The sequence below is a fragment of the Alishewanella aestuarii B11 genome (assembly GCF_000280055.1).
GTDB lineage: Bacteria > Pseudomonadota > Gammaproteobacteria > Enterobacterales > Alteromonadaceae > Alishewanella > Alishewanella aestuarii.
Window position 1 is genome coordinate 157,180 of record NZ_ALAB01000039.1, and the last position, 24,388, is coordinate 181,567.

Here is a 24,388-nt window from a genome sequence, read left to right on the forward strand (position 1 = left end):
AGTTTTTATGAGTAAAGTAGTAAAAGCAGTATTGGACTCAAGCATGACCTCTATGTTTATTCAGGTCATTACTCTTATCATGTCAATGGTTGTTGCTAGAATGTTAACCCCTGAGGAGGTTGGCATATATGCAATCTCAAGTGCTTTGGCAATGATTCTTGCTGAGTTCAAAATATTAGGTGCTGGAGCCTATCTTATAAGAGAAAAGTTTATTTGTTCTGAAAAAATAAAATCAGCACTAGGGCTTACCATTATCATGTCTTTTGGGCTCGGTTTTTTTATAATTGTTTCTGCCAATTACGTTTCAAGTTTTTATGGCATTGATGATTCCAGGTATTTGCTTTGGATTATATCACTAACTTTTTTTATTTCTCCTTACACTAGTATTCCATATGCATTGCTAACCCGTGATATGGATTTTTCCTCTCAGAGGAAAATAAAAATATGGAGCTCTATTTTAAACTTATTTTCTACAGTTATATTTATATTAAATGGTTTTAGTTATTACTCTATAGCTTTAGGGTATCTTGCTGCAATGATCTGTCAGTTTGTATTAATAAATTTCATTTTTCAGAGTAAAATGATGGAGTATGTTCCTTCTTTTAGAAATATGGGGCCTATTTTTAGATTAGGTATAATGACTAGTATAGGCTCTTTATTAAACAGATCTAATACTCTGCTTCCGGATATCGTTATAGGGAAGCTGGGAACACCAGTTCAAGTTGGGATATTTTCAAGAGGTCTTGGATTTGTACAGTTTATCTCACATACTCTTGGAAATGGCATCTCTGCAGTTTCTTTTTCTTACCTCTCATCAGTTCGTAGAAATGGAGGCAATCTTGAAAATGCCTACGTTAAGTCAAGCACACTTTTTAATTCGATCGCTACCCCAACACTTCTTGTTGCAGCCCTTCTATCTCTGCCTGCGATAAGACTTCTTTTTGGAAATCAGTGGGATGAAGCCGCAGAAATTGCAAGTTATTTAATGATATGGGCAGCATTAAGAGCTTTTCATTATCAATTTTCTGGTTTGTTAATTACTTTGGGAAGGACAAGTTTTTTACTTGCTAGAGAGGTTTTATGTTTTACGTTAATAATTTCCTCATGTTTCTTTTTATATGATCTCGGCATTAAGTATATTGCGATTGGTTTCATGGCGTCTGCACTTTTTGAATTTATTTTTTTAACTTTACTACTTAAATATCTTATAAATCTTAGTGTGATTGATTTCTTAAAAGGAGTTTTTTTAAACTTAACTTTAGGTGCGCTTTGTGCTGCGCCCGTGCTAGTTTTTAAAAGTGTATTTAACTTAGAGGATTTTAGTGAGCTTTTAATTGCGGCTTTAGTTTTTTTGTACCTTCCATTCGCTATATTTTTATTTGTTACTATAACAAAGCATCCTATGAAAGAAAGTTTAGATTTTTTAAAATTAAAAATTTTTAAATGATTTATGTTAAGTGTTTTACTAATGCTATTAAATGTATATCTTGGGTTTTAACTCATATATTTTATTATTGTAATTTAAATTAATTTAAAATTGCGCTTATCTATTTTTTCTTGGTTTATCATTTGATTTTAGGCTTATTTATCGATTTTTAATTTTTTATTTAAATATGTTGGGTTCGTATTTTATTAAGTTTCTTATTCTATTTCTTTCCAAAAAGAATTGATATTAGGTTTTTAAATAGCCGAATATTTACTCTTCCCGTAGTGATTTGCTGTAGAGTAATTTTAAATAATGCTTTATTGCTACCATTTTTTCTCAACACGTAGCCAGCTTGACAGACATCTCTCAATCTTCTATCAATGATTTTCTTTCGGTAGATGTGAAAATCTGTGTTCGACAGTAAGCGATCTCTAAGTTGTACAATCCCAAGCATAATCTTTTCTTGGTCCTTACTCGCACTCCCTGAGCGACTGCGGTAACCAATAGAAACATCCTTAGAAAAGAGCAGTTTTTGATCAATACTTAGCTTAAACCAAAAGTCGGTATCTTCACAATGTGTTAAGCTTTCATCAAAAAAACCAATTCTCTTGACATGCTTGCTTTGTACAATCAACGTACCTGTCAACATTAAGCAGGTAAAATCAAGATAGAAAGAAACTGGGTTTTCAATAATATAAACTGACTCAGAATGCTTATATGATTGTAAAGCTTTGTTTATTTTTACATTGCCTAGTATTTTTCCTTTTGTATCTAATGGTTTGCCATCTTCAAAAGTTGTATAATCCCAGCAGAAATTTTTAAATTCTGGATGCATCTTCACTAGTTTAATTCTTTTTTCTAAAGTATTAGGCAATAGTATATCATCTGAATCTAAAAAAGTTATGTAAGCTCCATTGGCATAATTAATGCCGGTATTCCTTGCTCCAGACACACCTTTACTTCTTTCATTATTAACTAAGCGTATCCAGTCGTATTTTATACAATAATTACGGACCACATCTGCGCCTTTGTCGGTTGAGGCGTCATCGACAACAATAACTTCAATATCATTAACTTTCTGGGTTACGACAGATTCAAGCGTTTCGGCTATATATTGCTCTGTATTGTATAGAGGGATTATGATGGATAAGAATGTCATCTTTAGCTCCTTTTAATTCTTGGTCATAAAAAATCGTCTAAAGGGAGCTGTTACTAAGTAAAACAAAACAACAGGATTTTTAGCGGCTATTCTGATAAATGAAAAAATTGATGAAAACTGGCCTTTTCGTAAACAAGAATAAAGGTTAAGTGCGCAAGCTCTACGTGTTCGCTCGATTTGTGCATCAAATGAATGCGCAAGCTCCATTTGAGTCTGCATAAGCAGCCTTTTCATTTTCATTCTTCCATTTAGTTTATCTCTAAGAGTATTGAAGTTACTAAGGGTCCCGTAATCAACACTCTCATAGATATTGACGCCCCGGCCTGCTTTTACTTCTGGTACAAGCGACAAGAACACTTTTGGTTTTCGTATAGCAAGTGTCAGAATAAAAAGTCTATCTTCGCTAGCATAGCGTAAGTAACTATCAAACCGAGTCGTTTGTAGAAATTTTGCTGTTACCACCAAAGCTGACAATTTTATTGTAGAAGTAGAGCACTCCTGCTCTACAAGACCTTGCCTCAAAAATCCGCCATTTGGAATGGCCTCATGCTTTTCAAGTTGTGCCACTGTCACTCCTCGTTCAGCAAAAGCATCCGTATCGTCGGTTAAAATCCAATTGGATGAATAGATGTCAGCATCTAATGCGAAGGCCGTTGCAGCTCGCTCTAAGTGTTCAGGTTCCCACATGTCATCAGAATCTAACAACGCAATAAAACTTACGCCGCGCTCCACTAAGTAATCAAAGCCTTTATTACGAGCAATGCCAGGACCTGCATTTTTCTGACGTAAGATAACGATCTCTATGTTTTCCGGGAATAAAGCTGCGTTAACCTCTTGAACAGCTGGAAGCGGCGAGGAATCATCGACAATAACAAGCACTACCTTGTCCGAAAATGTTTGGTTTCGAATTGAGTCTAGGCAACGGCGCAAAATTCCAGCTTCTTTTTGATAGAAAGGGATTACGATGCCTGCAGTGAAACTTCTCTTGTCCATAAGTATTGAGTGCCATGTTCTATTCCAACCAAAAGCGCTGTTTGTTTAGGGCGCAATTACGAGGCTCTGGTTGGAAAATTTAGTGGTAGACAAAGTATTTTGTTAGCATTGATTATGCCATACAATTGTGAATATTGTCTTTATTGTAACGGTGTCAGCTTATTGACACCAAACTAAGCTGCATAAATTAGGGATAAATGATGGGAAAAGTTGCACTAATCACCGGTGGCACCCGAGGTATCGGCAGGGCTATTTCCGAAGCTTTTTTACAACAAGGTTATCAGGTTGCGGCTGTATACGCTGCCAATGAGGATGCCGCGCAAGCTTTTCATCATGAAACAGGTATTCCGGTATATCAGTGGGATGTCAGTGATTTTAATGCTTGCCAGCAAGGTATTGCGAGGGTGGAAGCAGACCTTGGGCCGGTGGATATTCTGGTTAATAATGCTGGTATTACCCGGGATGGCATGTTTCACAAAATGACCTTTGAGCAGTGGCAAGCGGTCATTAATACCAACCTTAGCTCTTTGTTTAATATGTGCCGCCCGGTGATTGAAGGCATGCGTGAGCGTGAGTTTGGTCGCATAATTAATATTTCATCGATCAATGGCCAAAAGGGGCAGGCTGGTCAAACCAATTATAGCGCTGCCAAAGCTGGTGAGCTTGGCTTTACCAAGGCGCTGGCAATGGAAAACGCCCGCAAAGGTATTACTGTTAATGCGATTTGCCCTGGCTATATTGCCACCGACATGGTCAACGCTATGCCGCCAGAAATTGTAAACGAGAAAATTGTGCCGCAGATTTTGGTTGGCCGCCTGGGGTTACCAGAAGAAATTGCGCGTTGCGCCGTATTTTTAGCTTCGGCCGATGCAGGCTACATTACCGGGTCGACTATTTCGGTAAACGGTGGTCAGTACATGGTTTAGCCAAAGCTGTACGAGTTTATTAAGCCGCCTTGACTGGCGGTTTTTTATTGACCTGAACCTGCTTCATCTTTCTGTCATTTAACTTCAATCAAACTGCAATCAAAGCCACTTATGCTCAGCCCTAACATGGGTATGACAACAGGATGACAGCGCTGCCTTGCTGCTGATTATTGTTGTCGGGAGCAAAAGACAGTGATGAAACAGGCAGTAATTCGACTAGGCCAGCAAGCCAATATTTCGCTGGCACCAACCACCATCGAACGTCTAGTCGGGATGCAGCAGATTGTGGTACCAGACCTGACCATTCACAGCAGCACTCTACCACTTCGGCATGGCGACAACCTGTTACTGGTGTTGGGAACACCTCTACCTGCCATTGCGACCATGCCAGCCAATTGGCAAGATGCCATACAACAGCTACCCCAACGCGAAGGCGTTTTTGCTGCACTATTTTGGGATGCGCAGGCAAAAAAGTTGGTGATATGCACCGACGTGCTGGGCCTGCAACCCTTGTATTGGCAACACTGTTCGGGTGAGGTTCTACTCTCTGATAAAACTACCGCTTTTTTGGGCTCGCCCGATTTGGCGGGGTGGGGAGCGTTTTTGGCGCTGGGCTACCCGCTGGGGGCCGATACTCTAACCCATGGCGTTAAACGGTTGGCGCCAGCCTCAGTGTATGTGCTTGAGCGCGATGGTGCAGTGAGTCAGCAGCACAGCTATTGGCAGTTTGATAACGCTGCAGCAGCGGCTTCAGTCGGTGAGGTTGCAGCCGCTTTAGAGCAGAGTGTCGACTTAGCACTGGCCGCGGCGCCAGATGCTGAACATGGCATATTACTTAGTGGTGGCTACGACTCGCGGTTAATTGCTTTTTTGCTGCGTAAACGCAAATTGCAGCTACAGGCAACCATCGTATCGCATTACGATGAAAACCTGGATGCCGATGCCCGCTTTGCCAAAGCGATTGCCAGGCATCTACAGATCCCTTTTCGTATTCAGTTACCTGAACAGAACTTTTTTTCAAGCCCGACTTATCTCGATTATCTGGAATGCTCTGATGGAGAAATACCGAGTCTGTACCTCTTTATTAGTCAGGTAGGCCAATTTATCGATGCGCCTGTGGTATGGGAAGGGCTCTTACCCGGCAAAACTTTAAAAGCCAGTGAAGCCAATTTTGCCGCCTTTTGGACTGCCAATGTCAAAGACTTCAATCATCCGCAATGGCGTGCTGCCGAGTTGGTATTTGGTACTGAGCAAGCGGCTGCAATGTGGCAAGCCTTTACCCAGCGCTGGCAGCACGAGCAGGCTACTTTTCCTGACACCGGTGAAGGTACTGCCCGCTTTAATCTGGCGCATCGTGCCCGCAACCGGGTTGGGCCCAATCCGTTTAAAGTCTATCAGCAAAAAGCGACGGTCTTGATGCCGGGGATGAGTCGGGACTATCTGCAAGCTGCCATGTCGGTTCCGCACAGCAGCAAGCAACAGCATCAATTTTATCAGCAGCTCTTTGCCTGCCACTACCCTGATGCGCTGCGGTTTCCGGTTGCACATGGCTCTGTGGTCTCACGGTTACAGAGCCGGTCTTTGGTTGATTATGGTTTCTTGGCCACACTGGCGTGCTTTAACCGTCTTAGTCGGTATCCACGTTGGATGAAACGTTTGGGATTACAACCAGCGGTTGGTTTTGCGAAGTCTGGTTTTCTCGAATCCTGCCAGCTGGTTGGACAAGCGGATGCAAACCTTAACCCCGCTTTGTTAAACGCTATTGCAAAAGGAAGCGAACTACCTGAGTCAGCGCTTAGGCTGCTATTTTACTGGCGCTGCTGGCAGGCTTTGCGGCAAAAACCTTTGGGGGCATTATGGCAGAGTTAACGACACACAAAGCTTCGGTTTCCCTGCGAAACACGGCGCTAAAAACCGGTCGGCGCGATGATTTTTTGCTGCGTTTGGATTGGCAACAAGAGCCTGTATTGCTGGAAGGTGAGCCAGAAGGCTTTTATGGCTATCATTTGGCAGGTGACACGCCGGATGATGGAGCCTTTGTAAGCTGGTCTCTGAAGCAGGGGCGTTTTGAACTGGCGGGCGACCGGCTAGGCTTGTACCCGCTGTATTACTTTCAAATAGACTCGCAGTTAGTGATCAGTAATTCGCTAGCGCTGTTGGCAGAGCGTTTTCGCCTTGAAACAGACAGCGAGGCAGTGGGGATTTTCCTGCGTCTTGGTTTTTATCTGGGAAGTGATACCGCCTTTGTGGGGGTAAAACGAGCTGAAGGTCAGCTAAAGGTGTTGTTAGATGAAACCGGCCTGGCAATCGAAAGCCGACGGCCTGTAATAAGAAGGATGCTGCAAACCTCCAGCACGGCTATGTATCAGCAGTTGTTTGCCAATGCTTTACAAAAGCTTCGCGGCTGTCGGTTGCCTTTGTATGTGCCCTTAACTGGCGGTAAAGACTCGCGTCATATTTTATTGACAGCTTACAAACTGCGTTTACCGATTAAAGAAAGTTACACCACCCGTGTTCTGTCGCCTCACAGCAACGATGATGTGACCATTGCCCGTGAACTCTGCAAACGGTTGCAGGTTCCTCATCAGGTATTGGCGTCAGAACAGCGCCTGCACAATGCTGAACAACAAAAAAATATCCGCACCAACTTTGAGACGTACGATCACTTTTGGATCAATCAGGCTGGCCAGTATATGGCACAAAAATCGTCGGGCTTGGTGCTGGACGGTTTTGGAGGCGATGTACTCAGCCAATCTAAAATCGTTACAAAACAGATGCACCGCTGCTATCAGCAACAAGACTGGACTACGTTAACCTCTTTGATAGCACCAAAAGATCCCTATTACGAGGCCTACTTTCAAGCCCGGCCAGAGTTTTTAGTGTCCCAACAGCGGTTGCAGACGCGGTTGCAAGTCGAGCTGCAAAAATTCGCTGACGAAGTAATACCGGTGAAAAGTTTTTATTTTTGGAATCGTAGCCGCCGCGCCATTGCAATTAGCAGTTTTCGGCAGTTAAACGGCAACAGCCAGGCTTTTTTCCCCTATATGCAAGCCGATCTGTTTGATTTTCTTATCGCACTGCCTGAAGAACTCTATTTTTCGCAGCAATTCCATGCCAGCTGCATCGCGCAGGCTTTTCCTGACTTTGTTGATATACCCTATGCCAGCAACATGGCGCAGGGCGATGCTTTAGCTGCGAAACGTACTCTGTACAATGTGTTTGCCATGATAAAAGAAATTGCTCAGGCAGATTTTATTGCTGCGCCCATGCGCTTGCGCGCGATGTTGTCTTGTTTGCGCTCCAGTACTGTTAAAGATAGCGTGGTGACCTTTTTTTATTTTTTCCGGCCGATGATTTACCTGAATCAACTGCGCCATTTGCGTTTTCCTAAGCAACAGACTATGGGGCATGGCTAGCGGTCGTGTATGAGTAAAGTCAAACAGGCCATCATCAACGCCTCTATTACCTCGGTATTGCTGCAAGGCATTGCGCTTTGCTCTGCCATTGCCGTGGCGCGCTTGCTTACACCAGAGCAAATTGGTACCTACGCCGTGGTGGCAGCTTTGGTGATGATTTTATCCGAGTTTAAGGCGCTGGGCGCTGGAGTTTATCTGGTGCGGGAAGAACAGATAGATTGCAGCAGTGTGCGCAGTGCCCTTGGCCTGACCCTATTGATGTCTTGGTTGCTTGCTGTGCTTATCCTGTTGCTGGCCTTTCCTATAGCGCGCTATTACCGGATTGAGGAAGCACCACTGTTGTTGCTGATTCTGTCATCGACCTTTGTCATCACACCCTACGTTAGTATTCCCTATGCTTTGTTGGTTCGGGCGATGGATTTTGCCGCCTTACGCACTATCAAGCTGGTAAGTGCTCTTGTCTCTTTCGTTGCGACGATAATAGGGATTGTGTGGGGATTGAGTTTTTATGCGCTGGCGCTGGGTTACGCCTTGGGTTTTGCAACCCAGTTGTTGTTACTCAATATGCCGTATCGGCCTGCCCAGATGCAGTACCGTCCTAAATTTCGACAGATGCAGGGCATTGCCAGTATGGGATTGCTGACTACGGCTGCTGAATTTTTGAAACGTGCCAGCCAGGTGATGCCGGATCTGGTGATTGGGCGTGTTGGCTCGACCTTTGAGGTTGGTATTTTTTCCCGGGGCCAGGGCTTTGTGCAATTTTTATCTGATGGATTGCGTATGGGAGTGGGGATAGTGTCCCTGCCATATCTTGCCGAAATCAAGCGCAGCGGCGGCGACTTGGCTGCTGCTTATATTCGGGGCAGTGCTTTATTCAATGCTTTGGCATGGCCGGTGCTGGCAGTTGCTGCGCTGACCAGTTTGCCGGTGATCAGAGTGTTATTTGGTGAGCAATGGGATGCCGCAGCCCCAATTGCTAAGGTATTAATGGCATATGCGGGCTTAAAAACAGTTCATTTTCAGTTTCATAGTTTTGTGATTGCGTTGGGAAACCCCAAGCTGACTCTGCTACGGGAAGGGCTTAATGTCCCGGCTATGGCTTTAGTCTGTATACTATTATACCCCTATGGCATGGTAACCATAGCGTTGGGCTTTGTCGTTGTTGCTTGCCTAGAAGCCTGCTTACTAACACTCTTGCTGCGACAGTTAACCGGGCTTGATATTCAGAGGTTTTGCATAGCCTTGTTGCACAATCTGGCGATGACCGTACTTTGTGCGCTGCCCTGCTGGCTGTTTTCGATATATTACGATTTCCAGCAAGGCAAGCCCTTGTTAATCGTTGGCTGTCTTGCTTTGGTTATGCCTCTTTGGTGGCTATTTTGTTTAAAATTTCTGCGCCATCCGTTGTATTCACAGCTTTGGAGTTCTCGAAAAGCCATCGCTGAGTGCTGAGGCTTAGTTCAAGGCAAGTTGGCCGCTTTTTGCGCTAACTCCGCCTCAGGGGTATAAATTGTAATGCCACGCTCTGCCAGCCACTGCAGATGTGTCAGAAAGCCTGCCGCTGGGAGCAACCAGCTTTGACTGTCTCCAACCTGAGCTTGTTGCAATAGACCGGCTTGCTGCAGACTCTGCCTGAAAAACTCCCGCAAATCTGCTCTGGAAGGATGATCGATCCGCTGTTGTGTCAGTTCAGGCTTGTAGGATTTAACCGGTACCTGCCAAATCTGGTTATCCTGATCGATACAGGGTAACCGGTACTCCTGATGCCAGACGTTGAGCGGAAAAGCTTCGCCAAGCTGATCTTCAAGCAGGTGGTAAAAGGTAACAGGCCCCATACTGATGCCAAGGCCTAATACCTTGGCTTGTGGCAAGGCGGTAAAGCGTTGCCAGGGAGAGCCCTCGCCAAAGACCGAAGGGGCCTGATGATGGCCATTGGTCAGATAGTCTGCCTGAGCCCCCCAAACCGCCACCGAATGCGTTGGATGCAGACTGCGTTTTACGCCCGGGAGTTGCAGAAAGGTCTCCGGCAACCGTCCCATATGAGTGCCATGGATCCTGGGATCGAACTGATAGTCTGTCAGTTGACAGGTGGCTTCAATGGTGCCCCCGGGCAGGTAGTAGGCCGGTAGCAGGATATTGCCTTGTTCACCAACCAGCTGCTGCAGTACCTTAATCACAGTAGCCGGGCCGCCAACCACATAACCCAGACTTTTCAGTGATGAGTGTAAAAACAGGGTATCGCCCTGTTGCACGCCCAACTGCTGCAAGTCATGTTGTAGTTGTTCAGCACTGATATGGTTAGCCTGCTGCTTAAGCTTTTCGGCAGCCCTGTTGCGTTGCAGTCGTTGCAGAATCCGTTTTAGTTGCTGCTTTAGTGAGTTTAACATCGTGCTTCCTTGTATCGGTAATAGGTTTAGCTGTTACAGTTCAGGCTATAGCTAAAGCATGCCAGATGGCGCGCGCCACAGTTTAGTGTGGTAAAGAGTAACTGCTTGGCCGGCACAGTACCTGCGGGCAAGTACAGCATGCCATAGCGGCTGACTGTCGGCATCTGACTGTCCCGGTAATCCAGAGCCAGTACTTGTTGCCAGCGGCCATCAGGGCTGCGATACCAAAGTGCAGCCTGCTCTGGAGTGTCCTGTAATCTGCCGGGTTCATAGGTGGTTGCCATAAAGGCGCCACCATCTGCACACTGAACTGCCGCATAGGCCGGGTTACCGATAGTTGCTACCTGTACTCTTTGCTGGCTGGCAAACTCATAGCGATAGATATGATTGATCGCACTAGCCGGGGCATCTTTACCCGCATCCATCCCCCATTCAATCGCATCGGGAAAGAACAGCAGGCTGATAGCCCGCCAGCTCTGATCACCGCCGGCAAATTTATGCACGCTTTGAAATTCGTCGTCGGTGTAGTAAAGGGCAGATTCATGGTCCGCATCACCAGTCGTGATCCAAAGCCGGTTGCGGTAAGGATCATAGCTGATGGCATGGATATGTTTGATGTCTGAACGGGGGAAAGCCCAGCACACTGTAGCGACATTTTGCTGGCTATCAATTCGAAGCACCCGGATATCGGACTGATGGTTATTCAGATATTCACCAAAGTACACCATATCTGAGCCCGGATGCAGCGCCATACCACCGCGTAAGGGGCCGGCAAAGCTAGTCAGGCCTTGTAGTTGGCAGACACTGGTATCTCCTGACTGTGAGGAATGAATATAAATCTGATCATAAACAATGACCATATCTTGTTTACCCGTCGTAATCAGATGTTCAATACCTAACTGTGGTTTTAACCATTGTCTCAAACGGCTTCGTGCCAGACGATATTTTAAGCTTGCCAGTAAGCCATTATTTTTGGCTGGTAAGGTGAAACATTGCTGGAGCCGCTTACTCTGGTTCTGCAGCAGAAAAACACTATGATCACGGCTACACAGATAACCCTGGGGCGTGACACAGTGCACAATTAAATTTTTGTAAAGCAATTCCATTTTTTCAAGGCTCCGTAACAGTGTTGGTATAGCCGAGTATCTACCTTAAAGATTGAACGATGGTCGTCGGTAATGCATAATCAACACGTAAAAATTGTAAACCACGGTTAACTAAGCGTACATCCATTACTATTTATAATGGCGGTAAGCTTGTTCCTTTATTCAGCACTGTTGACTCGTTGTCAGAGGTGCAGGGTATCTTGATCATAGAGCAAAAGGACTTGGTATTGAAGCAGGCGAAAGTATTAAAACTCAGTCAATATAAGGATGTGTATCAGATCCCCGGAGAAAACGGTAAGCCTTTTATTTTAAAGCGCTTTAAAGGCTGGGCGAAAATCCATTGTTATAACAATGCGAGCTACACGCTGCATGCTCTTAAGTTATTATCGAGGACCCTTAGCTCGGCAACAGTTCCGACCTGGGCCGAACTGGGGGAAGATGATGTGTCCGTCAAAATGGAGTTTCTACCTGGCCTTGCTACCGGTCGTCCTGTTTTCCCTGCGGATTATCGGTTTTATCACCGGTTTTTTAGCGAGCTATATCAGTTGCCATCAATTCCGGAGTGGATTAAAAATATTCGTTCATCGCAGGTTATACCGGCGCACATCTTAAATCGAATTCCTGATACACAGCCGATGGCTTTAGGTTTTAAAGGCGATGCTTGGCTGAACCTCCTATTACAGGATCAACGTTTGATCTTGGCTGATGTCGAAGACCTTTGCCTCGAACCTCTGGGATTGAGTGAGGCTGTGGCTATTTTAGATATGACAACAGCCGCCACTAGTGCTAATTTCAGGGCATTGAGAGGATTATTTGCGCTGCAGCAGATCAAGCCTGCTTTTGCGAATCAACTGACCATTGCCCAAGCGACGCTGGTGATTGAACTGGCGCGGCAGATCTGGGAAACCAGACTCGTACACTGCGGTAGTATAAGAAAATGGTGTAAATTAAAAATTGCTGACTGGCTAATCGTCAAACTGCTTGCAAAGTTGCGATCTGGAGCCTTGCAATGATATTCACCTACCCTTTTTTTCAATTCTTCCGCCAGCTACACCAGTGGCTCTCTGGGAACCGCCTGACCATTCTGACATACCATCGTGTGGCACCTGAAGGCCAGGTTACGTTTCAGCCAGCTTTGACCACCGAGCAGTTTGAGCAGCAGCTAATCTGGATCAAGCGTTATTTTACGGTGCTCACGCTGGCTCAGGCGGGGCAACTGGCGGCACAGGGGACTTTGCCGGCCAATGCCGCGGTAATTAGTATTGATGATGGTTACAGTGATTGCTACGAGCATATCTATCCTTTACTGCTAAAACATAACCTGACAGCGAGTTTTTTTATTACCACTGCCGGTTTAGCGGAAGGGCAGCTGTGGGAAGAAAGTATTGCTCAGGCGGTGATCGATGCTCGATTAGCCCGCACTGAGTTGGTGTTCCGCAACCAGAGTTATCCGCTGCAAACCTATCAGCAGCGCTTGCACTGCAGTCAGCAGGTTATTGAAACTCTGAAATATTTGCCACTTGCTGAGCGACAAACTGAGCTTAAGCAGTTATGGCAGTTAGCCGATGCACCCTCAGCTGCCCAGCAGTTTCTGACCCAGGCGCAGATCCGGGAAATGGCTTTGCAGGGTATGGAGTTTGGTGCCCATACCGTAAATCATCCGATCCTGGCGTTGGAGCAGGACGATGTTGCCTTAGCAGAAATCGTGCAGAGTAAGCAGCAGCTCGAGGAAATTTTGCAGCAGCAGGTGGTTAGCTTCGCTTACCCGAATGGCCAGTATGGCCGAGATTTCTCAGACCGTCATCAGGCAATGGTGGCGGCAGCGGGCTTTCACTATGCGGTATCAACAAATGCCGGTAGCAATAGTGACCTTAAACAGCAGGCGCTCTGTTTGTGCCGGATCTCGCCGTGGCCCACGTCGGAAGGCCGGTTTCTCTATAGTTTATTAAATGGCAGTGGAAAGCACTATGATGCCAGCTGAAACACGCAAAACCTTGTTGATGGTGGCACTGGATTATCCCCCCTGTCAGAGCGCCGGAGTACAGCGCACCTATAAGTTTGCCCAGTACCTGCAGAGCTATGGTTGGGATGTGGTGGTATTAACGGTTAAAGAGCAGGTCTACGAACGCTGTGATCATTCTGCTGGTACGCCTGACGTGTTGCACGTAGAACGCTGTGCTGCTATTGATGCCGCCCGTGATCTGGCCTGGCGCGGCAAGTACCTCGGGTTTAGTTGTGTACCGGATCGCTGGTGGAGCTGGGCATTAACTGCGATCCCAGCCGGTAAAAAACTGATTGCCCGTTTTAAGCCCGATGTCATTTGGAGCACCTACCCGGTATCGACCGCACATTTTATTGCCTACCGGTTACAGCAAAGCAGTGGTTTACCCTGGATAGCTGATTATCGGGATCCGCTGCAGTGTCGTTACGACCCCAGTGCCCGGCGCTACAGCGGCCTGGCGAAATGGATTGAAAAACAAACGATTAAACACTGTAGCCTGGCGGTATTTACCACAGACAATGCTGCCAAGTTATATCAACGGTTATATCCACAACAGCTACTGCGCAAGTTCCGGGTGATTGAAAACGGTTTTGATGAGGAGAATTTCCGGCAGTTAGCAGCGAGTGGGCCGGTTAGCGCTGAGCGGTTCCGGTTATTACATAGCGGTGCCTTATATGGCGATGGCCGGGATCCAACACCGATTTTCAGAGCATTATCGCTGTTAAAACAGCAAGGTAAGTTGAATGCTCAAAACTTTGTGCTGAGTTTCCGTGGTTGTCAGGCACAGCCGGGGATTATGGCTCTGCTGTCAGAGCTGGCGATTAGCGAGCTGGTTGAGTTTTTACCCGGCGTGAGTTATCTCGATTCGTTAACAGAAATGCTCAGTGCGGATGCGCTATTGTTGTTACAGGGGCCTTTGTTTAACAATCAGATCCCGAGTAAGTTATACGACTATATCCGTGCTGGCCGCCCGATCCTGGCGATGACGCCCGCACAAAGCGCCACGGCGCGGGCGCTGGCTGCTTATCCGCAGCAATACTGTGCCATGGTTGCGGATGAGCTTGCTGCTGCGCTGGCAAGCTTGCTGGATGAAAGAACTCCGGCTGCGCTGGTCACTCCGACTCAGGCTGCGGTGTATTCGCGCCATTCCCGCACGGCAGAATTAGCTGCCTTACTTACTGAGGTCTGCGCTGCAAGTACCTCTGTCACCCTGTCTGAAAGCGGACAGGGTGTGGCCTAGCTGGGAGACGATGGTGTTGAAACGTCTTGGGTACTGGTTGCTGTTACCGCTGTTGCTGGTGGCGTTACTGTTTTACAGCCTAACCATTAAGGGCAGTGTGCAACCCCGTAAGATCAGTAGTCAGGATGTGCGGGAATCTCACCAGTTATTGAAAAGTAGCTGGCAACGCCTGGTGGCAGATGATCAAACCCAGGTTTTGGCGTTAGACGAAAAACATCTGGATGCGCTGCTTAATGTTGCCACGCAAAGCCTGCGTCCTATTACCTTTCACGGCAGTCTGACTGACTTTGGCTTAGTGATCCATGGCGCCCGTAGTTTGCCGGCACCTTTCTCCGGACGCATTTTCTATTTTTCCTGCGTGCTGGCGGAGCAACCCGCCGGTTTTGCGATTGAGTCCTGCAAACTGGGTAAACTGCCGTTATCGGGTCGCTTAATGATGCAGTTAATGCGGTTTTCCTTGTGGGCCTTTATCCAGGCACCGGAGGATAAACTGATCTATGAACTGTTTCAAAGCGGACGGGTAGAGCAGCAAACACTCAGTTTCCATAAACAGCAGGCGATGCGGATCCGTCCCGAACTCGCCGCTGTGGTGTCGGGTGGGATTAATCTGGGAGTGGGGACGGTACAGGGGCGGGGCGCACCTTTGCCGCTGGAGCCCTATTTTGAGGTATTAACTGAGCTGGCAAAAGCGCACCCTGAGCAACGTCAATTGGCGTTCTATCTACAGCAGATGCTGCGTGAAGCCATGCGCAGAGGCGGAGATAGTTTTGAGCGCGAAGCATCAACCGCGCTGTGGGCCCTTGCCATTAGTGCCGCAGACCGACGTTTTCTGCGTTTTAGTAACGGTACAGTCAGTGCGGAGCAGGTCCCGGAATTACCGCCATTGCTGCTGAGCGGGCGTCGCGATCTGGCATTGCACTTTCTCTACTCCGCTGTGATTAAAATGGTTGGTAATCAGCAATTGGCCATACAAATTGGCGCCCTAAAAGAGTTATCGGATGCCGGTTCGGGGGGCAGCGGCTTTAGCTTTGTCGATATGGCCGCCAACAAAGCTGGCATTTGGATGGTGCAGCAGCTTGGTAATATTGACCGGCAGCAGGTTTTTACGTTGGATGTTGATGACTTTGAGGCTGCTTTTATGCCGATCTGGCATGATTTGCCAGAGGGGCTATCCGAGCGACAATTAAATCAAGCGCTTGGCGGGCCTGACGGCCCCGGGGCTCAGGCCTTATTAACCCGTATTGAAGAACGGTTAGCCGCGTTATCTTTGTATCGTGCTGATACTAAGCCGGTTGCACAGCTCACAAACAGCGACATTGAAAGGTTACCGCCGCCAAAGCTGACACTGATCGCTGATTTGCATTTACACAGCCGTTTCTCAGACGGTTCGCGCGATATAGATTGGCTGGCACAGCAAGGTCGGCAGTTTGGTTGTGATGTGATCGCCCTTACCGACCATACCGATTTAAGTAACAAGCGATTTAATGAGCAGGCATATCTGGATGCCATTCGCAGTGCGCGGCAAAAATACGCCCCGCTTAGGGTATTAAGTGGCCTGGAATGGAATATTCCGCCGTTGGGGGGACGGGAACACGTATCGGTATTGTTGCCACAGCTGACGGAAAACGCTGAATTGCTGAAGATCTTCCGCCAGCGCTTTGATAATGAGCGTAATCTCAGTGGTGAAGATGCATTGCAGGCTATGGCTTGGTTAGAACAGAATTTCCCCGGTGTGTTGTTGTTCTATAATCATCCGAGCCGTAAGGACTTCTCAGCCAAAGAAAATCTATGGGATGTCAAACTCTGGCGGCAACAGCAACAACTGTTGGTCGGTTTTGAGGGTGGGCCAGGGCACCAAAGAGCCGGCGCCTCCTATAACTGGTTGTATCGCACGGTACACGGCTGGGATCCCGCAGTTGCAGTTGTCGGAGGACAATGGGATCGTCTGCTGCAACAGGGCGAACGGTTTTGGGGCGCCAGTTCGAATTCAGATTACCACACCGAGAAGCTCGACTACCGGCCATGTCAGTTCTCTCGCACCCACTTACTTGTTAGCGATAATTCAGAGCAAAGCATTTTTCAAGCACTGCGGCATGGTCGCTTCTATGGCTCTCAGGGTAATTTTGTCCGTGAACTGGATTTCAGACTGCAACTCCCTGATGCGCAGATGCTATATAGCGGCGATGAGGCCAGCGTCGCAGCACGGCAAGCTTATCAGGTGAGCATTGACCTGAATTTGCACGAACGCGATTTTTCCGGTCACCCGGCCTGGTTGGATAAGTTAGAGCTGATTCTGATCACGCCGGATGCGATCAAAGCCGTACCGCTCTATCCAGAGCGCAGTGGTCAGCGGTATCAGGTAAGCTGGCAGGGGCAGTTGGACGGTGACTTCGTTGTTGTGCGCGTCCGCGGAGCCATGCAAACTGCCGAAGGTCAGTGGCATTATTTTTATACTAATCCGATCAGGCTGCTGCGCAGCCGTTAGCCGGATGACTTTGGGATCTCAGAACATGGATATTATGATCGTTGCACACCGGGTACCTTATCCGGCAGATAAGGGGGAAAAAATCCGAACCTTTCATCAGCTTAAGTATCTGGTGGAGCAAGGCTTTCAGCTAACTGTTTTTGCCCCTGTCGAGCGGCCGCAAGAGTTGGAATACGCCAGCCAACTGGCGAAAGTGCTGTCCATTAAGGTTATCACCGCCCCGTTACCCGCTGCCTGGTGGCGCAAGCTGAAGGCGCTGTGTTGCAACAGAGCGATGTCAGAAATGCATTTTTATAGTCAGGCGTTGCAACAGCAACTCAGCACCGCCGTACAGGCGTCGGCACCACGGGCGATCCTGGCTACCAGCTCGGCAATGGCACCTTATATCAGCAAAGCAGTCAGCCAGTTGGGATCAGCCAAGCGTCCACTGTTGTTGATGGATTTTATGGACCTGGATTCTGATAAATGGCGACAATACAGTGTGACGGCAGGTTGGCCGATGCGTTGGGTATACCGGCGCGAAGCTAAATTGGTGGCACAGCTGGAGCAACAGGTTTACCGCAGTTTTGATCACAGCTTCTTCATCTCAGCCAATGAGGTTGAACTTTTTGGCCAGCAACTGAGCGATACTACTAAGGTCAGTGTGCTGGCAAATGGCCTGGATACGCAGGCATTTTATCCGGCAGAGCCAAAAGCCGCTGATCAGGTCGCAGCAGCGCCGGTGTTTCTGTTTACCGGCGTGATGGACTATCTGCCGAATGAAGATGCCGTGCTTTGGTTTGTAGAGGCTATGTGGCCTTTGATTCGGCAGCGTTATCCGCAGGCAAAGTTTTATATTGCCGGTATGCAGCCAAGTAAGCGCATTCAGCAACTGGAAAAGCAGCCCGGGGTTATTGTTACCGGCTATGTCGATGACATCCTGCCGTATTATCAACAAGCTGATATTTTTGTCGGGCCTTTTCGGCTGGCGCGCGGGGTACAGAACAAGATCCTGCAGGCGATGGCGTGTGGTCTGCCTATCGTGACGACACCACTGGGTGCTGAGGGCATTGCTTGCGAGGATGGTCAGCAGTTATTAGTGGCATCGGATCCGGCACAGTTTGTTGCTGCTATTATGCATTTATTGGCTGCACCTGCTTTAAGGCAACAATTGTCTGATGCAGCTTTACAACTTATTCAGCAACACTACAGCTGGCAGGGAGTGTTAGCTCCACTATCCGCCAGTTTAACTGCGCAGCAAGGTCAGCCATGAAAGCCTTAATCAAATCTCTGTTACTTGGGTTCATGACGTTATTGGCTTTACCGGTACTCATCGGGTTTCTATTGTTACGACCGCTCAGTCAGAAAGACAGTTTATTTGCTGGTTGCGCGCAGTTGTTGTCTTTGGTGCCGGGCAAACTCGGTAGTTATTTGCGGGTAGCGGTATACCGGTTGCTGATGCAGCATTGTGGTCCGAATTGTTATATTGGCTTTGGTGCATTGTTCTCGCAACAAAGTACGGAGCTGGCAGATGGTATTTATATTGGGCCACAGTGCAACATTGGTTTGTGTAGCATTGGTGCGAATACTTTGCTGGGTAGTGGTGTACATATTCTGAGTGGAAAAAACCAACACTATATTACTGATCCTACCAAGCCCTATAAAGATCAGGGCGGACGTTTTGAAAAAATCAGCATTGGCCAAAATTGCTGGCTCGGCAATGGTGCCATTGTGATGGCTTCGATTGGCGATGGCAGTATAGTTGGGGCTGGTGCAGTAGTTACCGAGGATGTACCGCCGGGTGTGGTAGTAGTAGGTAATCCTGCAAGAATTGTAAAGAAAGTTATTGAGTTACAGAAATAAATTAAAAATAGAGTGAAGTTTTTATTTGTGTAATACGGTATTTAATAATTGTGGTCGTCTTTTCTTGTATGTTGAAATCAACCATCAATACTGAAAATGGATGTGTTCTGTGAAAAAAAAATTATTATTTATTACTCAGCAGGTTCCCTATCCACTAAATGATGGCGGAAATATTAGAACATATAACATGCTTAAAGGATTGTCATTAAATTATAGTGTGACTCTAGTCGCAAGTGTCCCAAAGTTATTAGCTAAAGATTCGTTTTTTTATGAGGCAAAAGTTTTTCTTAGTGATTTTTGTGATGAGATTTTTTTTGTCGATGATGTTAAATCTACTGATTTGTTTTTTTTGTTGAAAACAACTTTTAGATCTATTTTAAAATTTTGCCCTATTTCAATTTCATATAATTATAATAAAAACATAATGCGTGAAGTTGAAAGGTTGTTGGGTGAAATTGATTTTGATGTCATACACCTAAATCACTTAGACACCTGGCAATACTTAAAGGATGTTAATCCTGATGTTTATGTGGCTATTGACACTCACAATATAATGTTTGAGTTGTATGATAAATACTCAAAATTTCAAAATTCATTAATCAGGAGATTATTGAATCGTTTTGAATCCTTTATGTTCTCAATTTATGAAAAAAGGGCATTTAATAAAGTTGATGCGGTTATTTTTTGTTCTGGAAGAGAGGCGAATATTATTAGTACCTGGGGTTTGAATAGTAAAATTCATGTTGTCCCTAATGGTGTAGATACAGATTACTTTAAGTCTGATTTTGATAGCTATGGTGATAATCCAAACATAGTGGTTTTTACTGGAGCTATGAATTACTCTCCAAATGATGATGCAGCGATATTTTTCATTAAAGAAGTGTTGCCGATTCTTAGAGAGAGAGTTGATAAAATTATTTTTTTGGTCGTAGGTAAAGAGCCGAGTAAGAAGTTGCTTGAATACGCAATGCTATGTAAAGATGTACAGGTGACAGGGCGAGTTGATGATGTGCGAGAGTATATTAAAAACTCAAAGGTTTATGTCGTTCCCATTAGAAGTGGAGCAGGTACTAGACTAAAAGTTTTAGAAGCATTTTCTATGGGTATACCAACTGTTTCAACAAGTATTGGGGCCGAGGGGATAGACTATGTAGATGGTCATAACATTTTAATAGGTGATAACCCTGTTGATATTTCCAATAATATTTTAGATATTATAAATAATAAAGAACTTTCCTTAAATCTTTCTAAGAATAGTCGTGATTTTGTTGAGAATAATTATGATTGGGAAATTATTATGAAAGTTCTTCTTGATTTTTATGGTCGTAAAATCTAAAAAATTTTATTAATTTAATCACAATGTAGGGAAATATCATGTCAGTCAAGGTGTTGCATTTAATCTGTCCAACAGGCTATTACGGTGCAGAGCGGTGGATAAGTGCGCTACTGTCGGTGCCACCCAGTGCCAATATCGAACAACACTTAGCCATTACAGAGGAACCCGGTGTTTGTGATGAAGTATTGCAGCGTTGTGCTTTACCTGTAGAACGGCAACACCGTATTGCCATGTCTTCTAAATTTGATTTACGTGCTATCAAAGGTTTGGTTGAGCTTATTCGCCAGCAACACGTTGATATTATTCATACTCATGGTTATAAATCAGACATTCTGGGCGCGATTGCTGCCAGATGGGCTGGTATAGCCTCAGTATGTACGCCACATGGTTTCGAAAACTCAACCGATAAAAGACTGCGTGCATATATGTGGCTGGGGGGCAAAGCTTTTCATTGGTTTGATTGGGTTTGCCCGTTATCGCCGGATATTCTACAAACATTGTTAACTCAATACCGGGTTAATCCTGCTAAAGTTCGCTTGATTAGTAACGGAGTGGATCTAGCCGAGGTTGAACGTGGCAGGCAGCAGCCTGCCGCCAAAAGTAGCCATGATTTTACCATTGGTTATATTGGTCAGCTGATTAGCCGTAAAAATATTAGCGCAACGCTGGAAGCTTTTGCCTTATTACAAAAGCAGGTGCCGCAAAGTCGCTTACTACTGATTGGTGATGGTGAGGAGCGACAGCGATTAACTGAGCTGGCACACCAGCTTGGGGTGGCGCAAAAAGTAGAGTTTCTTGGTTTTCGTGATGACCGCTTGCAGCTGCTGCCAACCTTTGACTGTTTTGTGATGACATCCAGCTTGGAAGGGATCCCTCGTTGTTTAATGGAAGCGATGGCAGCCAGGGTCTGCGTGACAGCCTTTAATATTCCTGGCGTTGATCAGTTGATTACGCACGGTGAAACCGGCTTGCTGGCAGAGTATGGCGATACGGCAGCCTTGTGTCAGCATTGGTTGGATCTGCTGGCCGCACCTGAGCGCAAGCTACAGCTGGCGCAAGCTGGCCAACACTACGTGTATCAACACTTCTCAGCGCAGGCAATGGAGCAGGCTTATAGCAAGCTTTATCAGGAGTTAGTGTGCCAGCCTCTGTCTTAACCAACGGAACCCCTGCTGTAGCGGCTGGGCTAACTGCTGGCATTCCAGAATACGATGCCGCAGTGCCAGCGTAAGCAAGATCAGAGTAATAGCATAAGCACTAAAATAGCAGCTGATGCGCAGCGCTAGCTCCAGCAACGGCTGCGTCGGTCTCTCTGCTATCAATAGCTCGGTAAGCTGCCAACAACCCAGCGCCAGTAAGAGATAGGGTAGGGTGAGCAATGCCAGACGTAACAAGCCAAACTGACAGTGGCGCTGTAACAGCAGCAGCAGTGCCAGCGTGGTCAGGATGGCGATCAGGGCTCTGAGCCGGGCCATTTCAAGCAGTGCCGCAGTTGGGATCAGCACTAACAGTGCGACCACCAGCAGCGTTGACCAGAGATCAAACCAGAACAGTAATTTGCTGCGTCCGGTAGCTAGCGTTGCATTACTGAGCAAATCGAACAGACAAAATGTCAGAAAAAAGCAAGCAAAGGGCACCAGCAAGCCGCTATAGCTTAGCCACTGCGATCCCAGCAAAGTGCTGACTATTAAGGCCGGATAGGCCATGGCGAAGAGGGTGATCGGCAGCAGTAATAACAACAGCAGTAGCAAACTGAGTCGCAAACGGTAGCCTTCCGCGGTTTTATCACGTGCTATTGCCGCCTGTAACGGTTGGCTACAGGGAATGATCAGCGCAATTGCCGGCAGGATACTCAGTTCACGCAACAGATTGTAACCGCCGAGGGCTGCTGTATCGAAACGGCGGGAAACCAGGATATTGTCGGCCTGGAAGCGACAAAAACCGATAAAACCCCGTAACATGATCCATTTTGAAAAATGCCATTGTGCACTCAGCTGCTGTAGCTGCCAGCGCGGCTTAAAGTGACATACCAGATAACTGCCGCCGGAATAAACCAAGGCCGAAACCAGCGCCCCGATGATCACCGGCCAGGCGCTGGGATATAACCAGGCCAGGGTAACGGTAACCAAAAACGCCAGTAGCTTTTGGAGCAGACTAAGCAGCAATACCGGCCGGTAGTTTAACTCCCGCGCGAATTGCAGCAGTTGTGGGTTTTGCAGGGCTTTTATCGGGAGTACCAGGCTGGCGACCTGCAACGTTTGCTGCAGTTCTGGCATGCGAAAATAGTCAGCCAGTAGTGGTGATAACAATATCAATAGCAGACAAGCGCCGCTCTTTAGCAGCAAATCGAAGCTCCAGGCAGTATGCAAATCCTCTGCGGTAAGCTCACGTTTTTGCAGGGTGTAATGTTCGTTACCAGCGTCGGCGATATTTTCAAACAACATGAGGCAAATCATCACCATGGCAACCACGCCAAAGTGCTCTGGCAATAGCAGCCGCGCCAGGATCAAGGTGGAAACAAAGCCTAAGCTCTTTTGAAACAGCTGGATCAACGCCAGGATGGCGGAACTTTGTAAGACACCACGGCTAACGCTCATTGGCGATGGTCTGCTGCAAAGTATGGCGCGCCTGTTCGAGTTGCTGCTGCCGGCTTAGCGGTTCCGGTTGCATGCTGGAAACCGCAAAGACTTCAGCTGCCTCATGCCGTTGCAACCATAAGAATTTCAGTTGTAACAGTTTGAACATGACTCTGCTATTAGTTTGATAGCTACCCAACTGATACCAGAACTGGACTTCCCTAACCTGGCCTTGCGGATTAACCAACTCCAGTACACCGTAACTTTGCAGTAAGGTGCCTTCCCGGCGGGCATGCCGGATGGACCAGTGCTCCAGATTGAATAGGGTATTGTGCCAGGTGATCAGGTCGCCTTGCTGCTGACGATTGGCATAGGTCGCGTAGAAAAACTCTATACCCTCAGCGCTCTGCCAATGATCCCGGCTTAAACCATCGTAGAATTGGATGCCCCAGGGTGCTCTGGTCTCTGGCGGGGGCACGCTGCTAAACAAGCGTGCTGCCGTCTCCGGTGTGGCTACCGCAGGCAGGGTTTTACTGAGCAGTCCTGCCAGGCTAAGTGGCAGTACTAGCGCGATAGCCGCAAGCTTAAAAGAGTGGCTGGTTGCTACTGGTACCTCAGCAACCTGCGCTGGATTATCGTCACTGAATTTAGCGCCTAACCAGAACGAGCAGAACATAACAATAAAGAATACCAGCCAGCCATAGTAGTAATGATCAGCGCCAAAGCCATAGGCCATTTGAGATTTCTCGCCAATCACCACCAATAAGAAAGCACGGATACCGTTCGCCAGAATTGAAAGTAGCAGTACCAGCGCAATAAAAAGCACTGCCTTATACAGCCGGTGATAATGCAGATAGGCGAATAAACAGGACAGCACTAAACTGCTGAGTAGAAAGTTCAGGCCAGAGCAGGCCACTGCGACTTCAAATACGGCAGAAGCAGTGTGTAAGTACAGACCGTCGCGATAGACTGGCATATTGATCAGCTGCAACATGGCGACCACCAGGTCAGCAGTGATTTGTTGCAGAACAGGATTGGCCGCTTCGCCAAACGGGACCAGAAAGATGAGAAAGCCGATCGGAAACCAGCAATAGCGCATAAAGCGATGTCCGAGCAGGCTCCAGATCAGCAGTTGCAGGTAGAACACCGCGGCAAACTGGCTGACAAAATTAATGTTGATACTGTAGGCGAGTAACCAGATCAGCAATAAGGGTAGTGCCAGGATTGCAGGTAATACAGTCGGTTCAGGTTGTAGCCTGCTTAATTGCTGACGCTGACGATACAACAACCATAAACTGATTGGTGCTATCAGATAGCCATGCATATAGGTTTCGGAATGACGCCAGATCAACTCCATACTTTGCAGGGTAGGCCAGAACACCAGTAAATATAGCGCGGTAAGGCTTGTTAACAGCAACGTAAATGGCAGGATTGGCCTTTGCTGGGTCAGGGGCGTGCTTAGCGGCATTCCATGCTGGGTCATCGCGCAATCCG

General features: G+C 46.9%; 19 protein-coding genes. 13 read left to right on the plus strand and 6 right to left on the minus strand.

The annotated features are described in order from the left end of the window. The first annotated feature begins 7 nt into the window (after positions 1 to 7). Entirely contained in the window at positions 8 to 1,447 is a 1,440-nt protein-coding gene (locus AEST_RS15035; protein WP_083840455.1) for an oligosaccharide flippase family protein, read from the plus strand. Positions 1,448 to 1,646: 199 nt separating this feature from the next. Here the strand turns inward: AEST_RS15035 and AEST_RS16860 are convergent, their stop codons facing one another. Beyond that, a complete protein-coding gene (locus AEST_RS16860; protein ID WP_008610072.1) occupies positions 1,647 to 2,585 on the minus strand; it encodes a glycosyltransferase family 2 protein in 939 nt (312 codons plus the stop codon). Positions 2,586 to 2,597: 12 nt separating this feature from the next. Continuing rightward, on the minus strand, positions 2,598 to 3,578 hold the full coding sequence (locus AEST_RS16865) for a glycosyltransferase family A protein (protein WP_008610073.1): 981 nt from the start codon (positions 3,576 to 3,578) through the stop codon (positions 2,598 to 2,600). Positions 3,579 to 3,778: 200 nt separating this feature from the next. On the opposite strand from AEST_RS16865, the gene phbB reads away from it, so the two are divergent. The 4 genes from phbB to AEST_RS15065 all read left to right on the plus strand — a co-directional run bounded on the left by phbB (position 3,779) and on the right by AEST_RS15065 (position 9,372). Then, positions 3,779 to 4,504, plus strand: a complete 726-nt coding sequence (phbB, locus tag AEST_RS15050; RefSeq protein WP_008610074.1) for an acetoacetyl-CoA reductase — start codon at positions 3,779 to 3,781, stop codon at positions 4,502 to 4,504. A 195-nt stretch (positions 4,505 to 4,699) separates the two neighbouring features. Next, positions 4,700 to 6,373, plus strand: a complete 1,674-nt coding sequence (locus tag AEST_RS15055; protein WP_008610075.1) for an asparagine synthase-related protein — start codon at positions 4,700 to 4,702, stop codon at positions 6,371 to 6,373. Beyond that, positions 6,361 to 7,920, plus strand: coding sequence for an asparagine synthetase B family protein (locus tag AEST_RS15060; protein WP_008610076.1), 1,560 nt, complete (start codon positions 6,361 to 6,363; stop codon positions 7,918 to 7,920). Before AEST_RS15055 ends, AEST_RS15060 begins: the two co-directional genes overlap by 13 nt. Positions 7,921 to 7,929: 9 nt before the next feature. After that, positions 7,930 to 9,372 carry an oligosaccharide flippase family protein gene (locus AEST_RS15065; protein WP_008610077.1) on the plus strand — a complete coding sequence of 481 codons (1,443 nt, stop codon included), beginning with the start codon at positions 7,930 to 7,932 and terminating at the stop codon, positions 9,370 to 9,372. An 8-nt stretch (positions 9,373 to 9,380) separates the two neighbouring features. On the opposite strand, the gene AEST_RS16870 is transcribed toward AEST_RS15065, so the two are convergent. Both AEST_RS16870 and AEST_RS15075 read right to left on the minus strand, forming a co-directional pair. After that, positions 9,381 to 10,307 (minus strand): AAC(3) family N-acetyltransferase, encoded by a 927-nt coding sequence (locus AEST_RS16870; protein WP_008610078.1) that lies wholly within the window; start codon positions 10,305 to 10,307, stop codon positions 9,381 to 9,383. A 26-nt stretch (positions 10,308 to 10,333) separates the two neighbouring features. Beyond that, positions 10,334 to 11,413: a hypothetical protein gene (locus AEST_RS15075; protein WP_008610079.1), complete on the minus strand. Its 1,080-nt coding sequence runs from the start codon at positions 11,411 to 11,413 to the stop codon at positions 10,334 to 10,336. Between the two features lie 227 nt (positions 11,414 to 11,640). Here AEST_RS15075 and AEST_RS15080 point away from each other — a divergent pair, with 227 nt between their 5' ends. From AEST_RS15080 to AEST_RS15115, 8 genes are all read left to right on the plus strand, one after another. Then, the gene (locus AEST_RS15080) at positions 11,641 to 12,426 is read left to right on the plus strand and encodes a hypothetical protein (RefSeq protein ID WP_008610080.1); all 786 of its coding nucleotides are present in this window, start codon (positions 11,641 to 11,643) and stop codon (positions 12,424 to 12,426) included. Then, on the plus strand, positions 12,423 to 13,394 hold the full coding sequence (locus AEST_RS15085) for a polysaccharide deacetylase family protein (RefSeq protein WP_008610081.1): 972 nt from the start codon (positions 12,423 to 12,425) through the stop codon (positions 13,392 to 13,394). The genes AEST_RS15080 and AEST_RS15085 overlap by 4 nt, the downstream gene beginning before the upstream one ends. Beyond that, entirely contained in the window at positions 13,381 to 14,655 is a 1,275-nt protein-coding gene (locus tag AEST_RS15090) for a glycosyltransferase (protein WP_008610082.1), read from the plus strand. Before AEST_RS15085 ends, AEST_RS15090 begins: the two co-directional genes overlap by 14 nt. A 10-nt stretch (positions 14,656 to 14,665) precedes the next feature. Then, complete coding sequence (locus AEST_RS15095) at positions 14,666 to 17,140, plus strand: CehA/McbA family metallohydrolase (RefSeq protein WP_008610083.1); 2,475 nt, start codon at positions 14,666 to 14,668, stop codon at positions 17,138 to 17,140. Positions 17,141 to 17,165: 25 nt separating this feature from the next. After that, the gene (locus AEST_RS15100; RefSeq protein WP_008610084.1) at positions 17,166 to 18,392 is read left to right on the plus strand and encodes a TIGR03087 family PEP-CTERM/XrtA system glycosyltransferase; all 1,227 of its coding nucleotides are present in this window, start codon (positions 17,166 to 17,168) and stop codon (positions 18,390 to 18,392) included. Next, complete coding sequence (locus AEST_RS15105) at positions 18,389 to 18,982, plus strand: acyltransferase (RefSeq protein WP_008610085.1); 594 nt, start codon at positions 18,389 to 18,391, stop codon at positions 18,980 to 18,982. The genes AEST_RS15100 and AEST_RS15105 overlap by 4 nt, the downstream gene beginning before the upstream one ends. 109 nt (positions 18,983 to 19,091) lie before the next feature. Then, on the plus strand, positions 19,092 to 20,318 hold the full coding sequence (locus AEST_RS16875; RefSeq protein WP_008610086.1) for a glycosyltransferase: 1,227 nt from the start codon (positions 19,092 to 19,094) through the stop codon (positions 20,316 to 20,318). Positions 20,319 to 20,356: 38 nt separating this feature from the next. Then, positions 20,357 to 21,475, plus strand: a complete 1,119-nt coding sequence (locus AEST_RS15115) for a glycosyltransferase (protein WP_008610087.1) — start codon at positions 20,357 to 20,359, stop codon at positions 21,473 to 21,475. Here AEST_RS15115 and AEST_RS15120 read toward each other — a convergent pair. Together AEST_RS15120 and xrtA are read right to left on the minus strand one after the other, a co-directional pair. Further along, positions 21,452 to 22,915 carry an oligosaccharide flippase family protein gene (locus AEST_RS15120; RefSeq protein ID WP_008610088.1) on the minus strand — a complete coding sequence of 488 codons (1,464 nt, stop codon included), beginning with the start codon at positions 22,913 to 22,915 and terminating at the stop codon, positions 21,452 to 21,454. The two genes, AEST_RS15115 and AEST_RS15120, sit on opposite strands and share 24 nt — an antisense overlap. Continuing rightward, entirely contained in the window at positions 22,905 to 24,377 is a 1,473-nt protein-coding gene (gene xrtA / locus AEST_RS16880) for an exosortase A (RefSeq protein WP_083840464.1), read from the minus strand. The genes AEST_RS15120 and xrtA overlap by 11 nt, the downstream gene beginning before the upstream one ends. Positions 24,378 to 24,388: the final 11 nt, after the last annotated feature.

Excerpts from the sequence above, each read along its gene's own strand:
- AEST_RS15035 (WP_083840455.1), top strand. The coding sequence starts at position 8 with ATGAGTAAAGTAGTAAAAGCAGTATTGGACTCAAGCATGACCTCTATG.
- AEST_RS16860 (WP_008610072.1), bottom strand. The coding sequence starts at position 2,585 with ATGACATTCTTATCCATCATAATCCCTCTATACAATACAGAGCAATAT.
- AEST_RS16865 (WP_008610073.1), bottom strand. The coding sequence starts at position 3,578 with ATGGACAAGAGAAGTTTCACTGCAGGCATCGTAATCCCTTTCTATCAA.
- phbB (WP_008610074.1), top strand. The coding sequence starts at position 3,779 with ATGGGAAAAGTTGCACTAATCACCGGTGGCACCCGAGGTATCGGCAGG.
- AEST_RS15055 (WP_008610075.1), top strand. The coding sequence starts at position 4,700 with ATGAAACAGGCAGTAATTCGACTAGGCCAGCAAGCCAATATTTCGCTG.
- AEST_RS15060 (WP_008610076.1), top strand. The coding sequence starts at position 6,361 with ATGGCAGAGTTAACGACACACAAAGCTTCGGTTTCCCTGCGAAACACG.
- AEST_RS15065 (WP_008610077.1), top strand. The coding sequence starts at position 7,930 with ATGAGTAAAGTCAAACAGGCCATCATCAACGCCTCTATTACCTCGGTA.
- AEST_RS16870 (WP_008610078.1), bottom strand. The coding sequence starts at position 10,307 with ATGTTAAACTCACTAAAGCAGCAACTAAAACGGATTCTGCAACGACTG.
- AEST_RS15075 (WP_008610079.1), bottom strand. The coding sequence starts at position 11,413 with ATGGAATTGCTTTACAAAAATTTAATTGTGCACTGTGTCACGCCCCAG.
- AEST_RS15085 (WP_008610081.1), top strand. The coding sequence starts at position 12,423 with ATGATATTCACCTACCCTTTTTTTCAATTCTTCCGCCAGCTACACCAG.
- AEST_RS15090 (WP_008610082.1), top strand. The coding sequence starts at position 13,381 with ATGATGCCAGCTGAAACACGCAAAACCTTGTTGATGGTGGCACTGGAT.
- AEST_RS15095 (WP_008610083.1), top strand. The coding sequence starts at position 14,666 with ATGGTGTTGAAACGTCTTGGGTACTGGTTGCTGTTACCGCTGTTGCTG.
- AEST_RS15100 (WP_008610084.1), top strand. The coding sequence starts at position 17,166 with ATGGATATTATGATCGTTGCACACCGGGTACCTTATCCGGCAGATAAG.
- AEST_RS15105 (WP_008610085.1), top strand. The coding sequence starts at position 18,389 with ATGAAAGCCTTAATCAAATCTCTGTTACTTGGGTTCATGACGTTATTG.
- AEST_RS15115 (WP_008610087.1), top strand. The coding sequence starts at position 20,357 with ATGTCAGTCAAGGTGTTGCATTTAATCTGTCCAACAGGCTATTACGGT.
- AEST_RS15120 (WP_008610088.1), bottom strand. The coding sequence starts at position 22,915 with ATGAGCGTTAGCCGTGGTGTCTTACAAAGTTCCGCCATCCTGGCGTTG.
- xrtA (WP_083840464.1), bottom strand. The coding sequence starts at position 24,377 with ATGACCCAGCATGGAATGCCGCTAAGCACGCCCCTGACCCAGCAAAGG.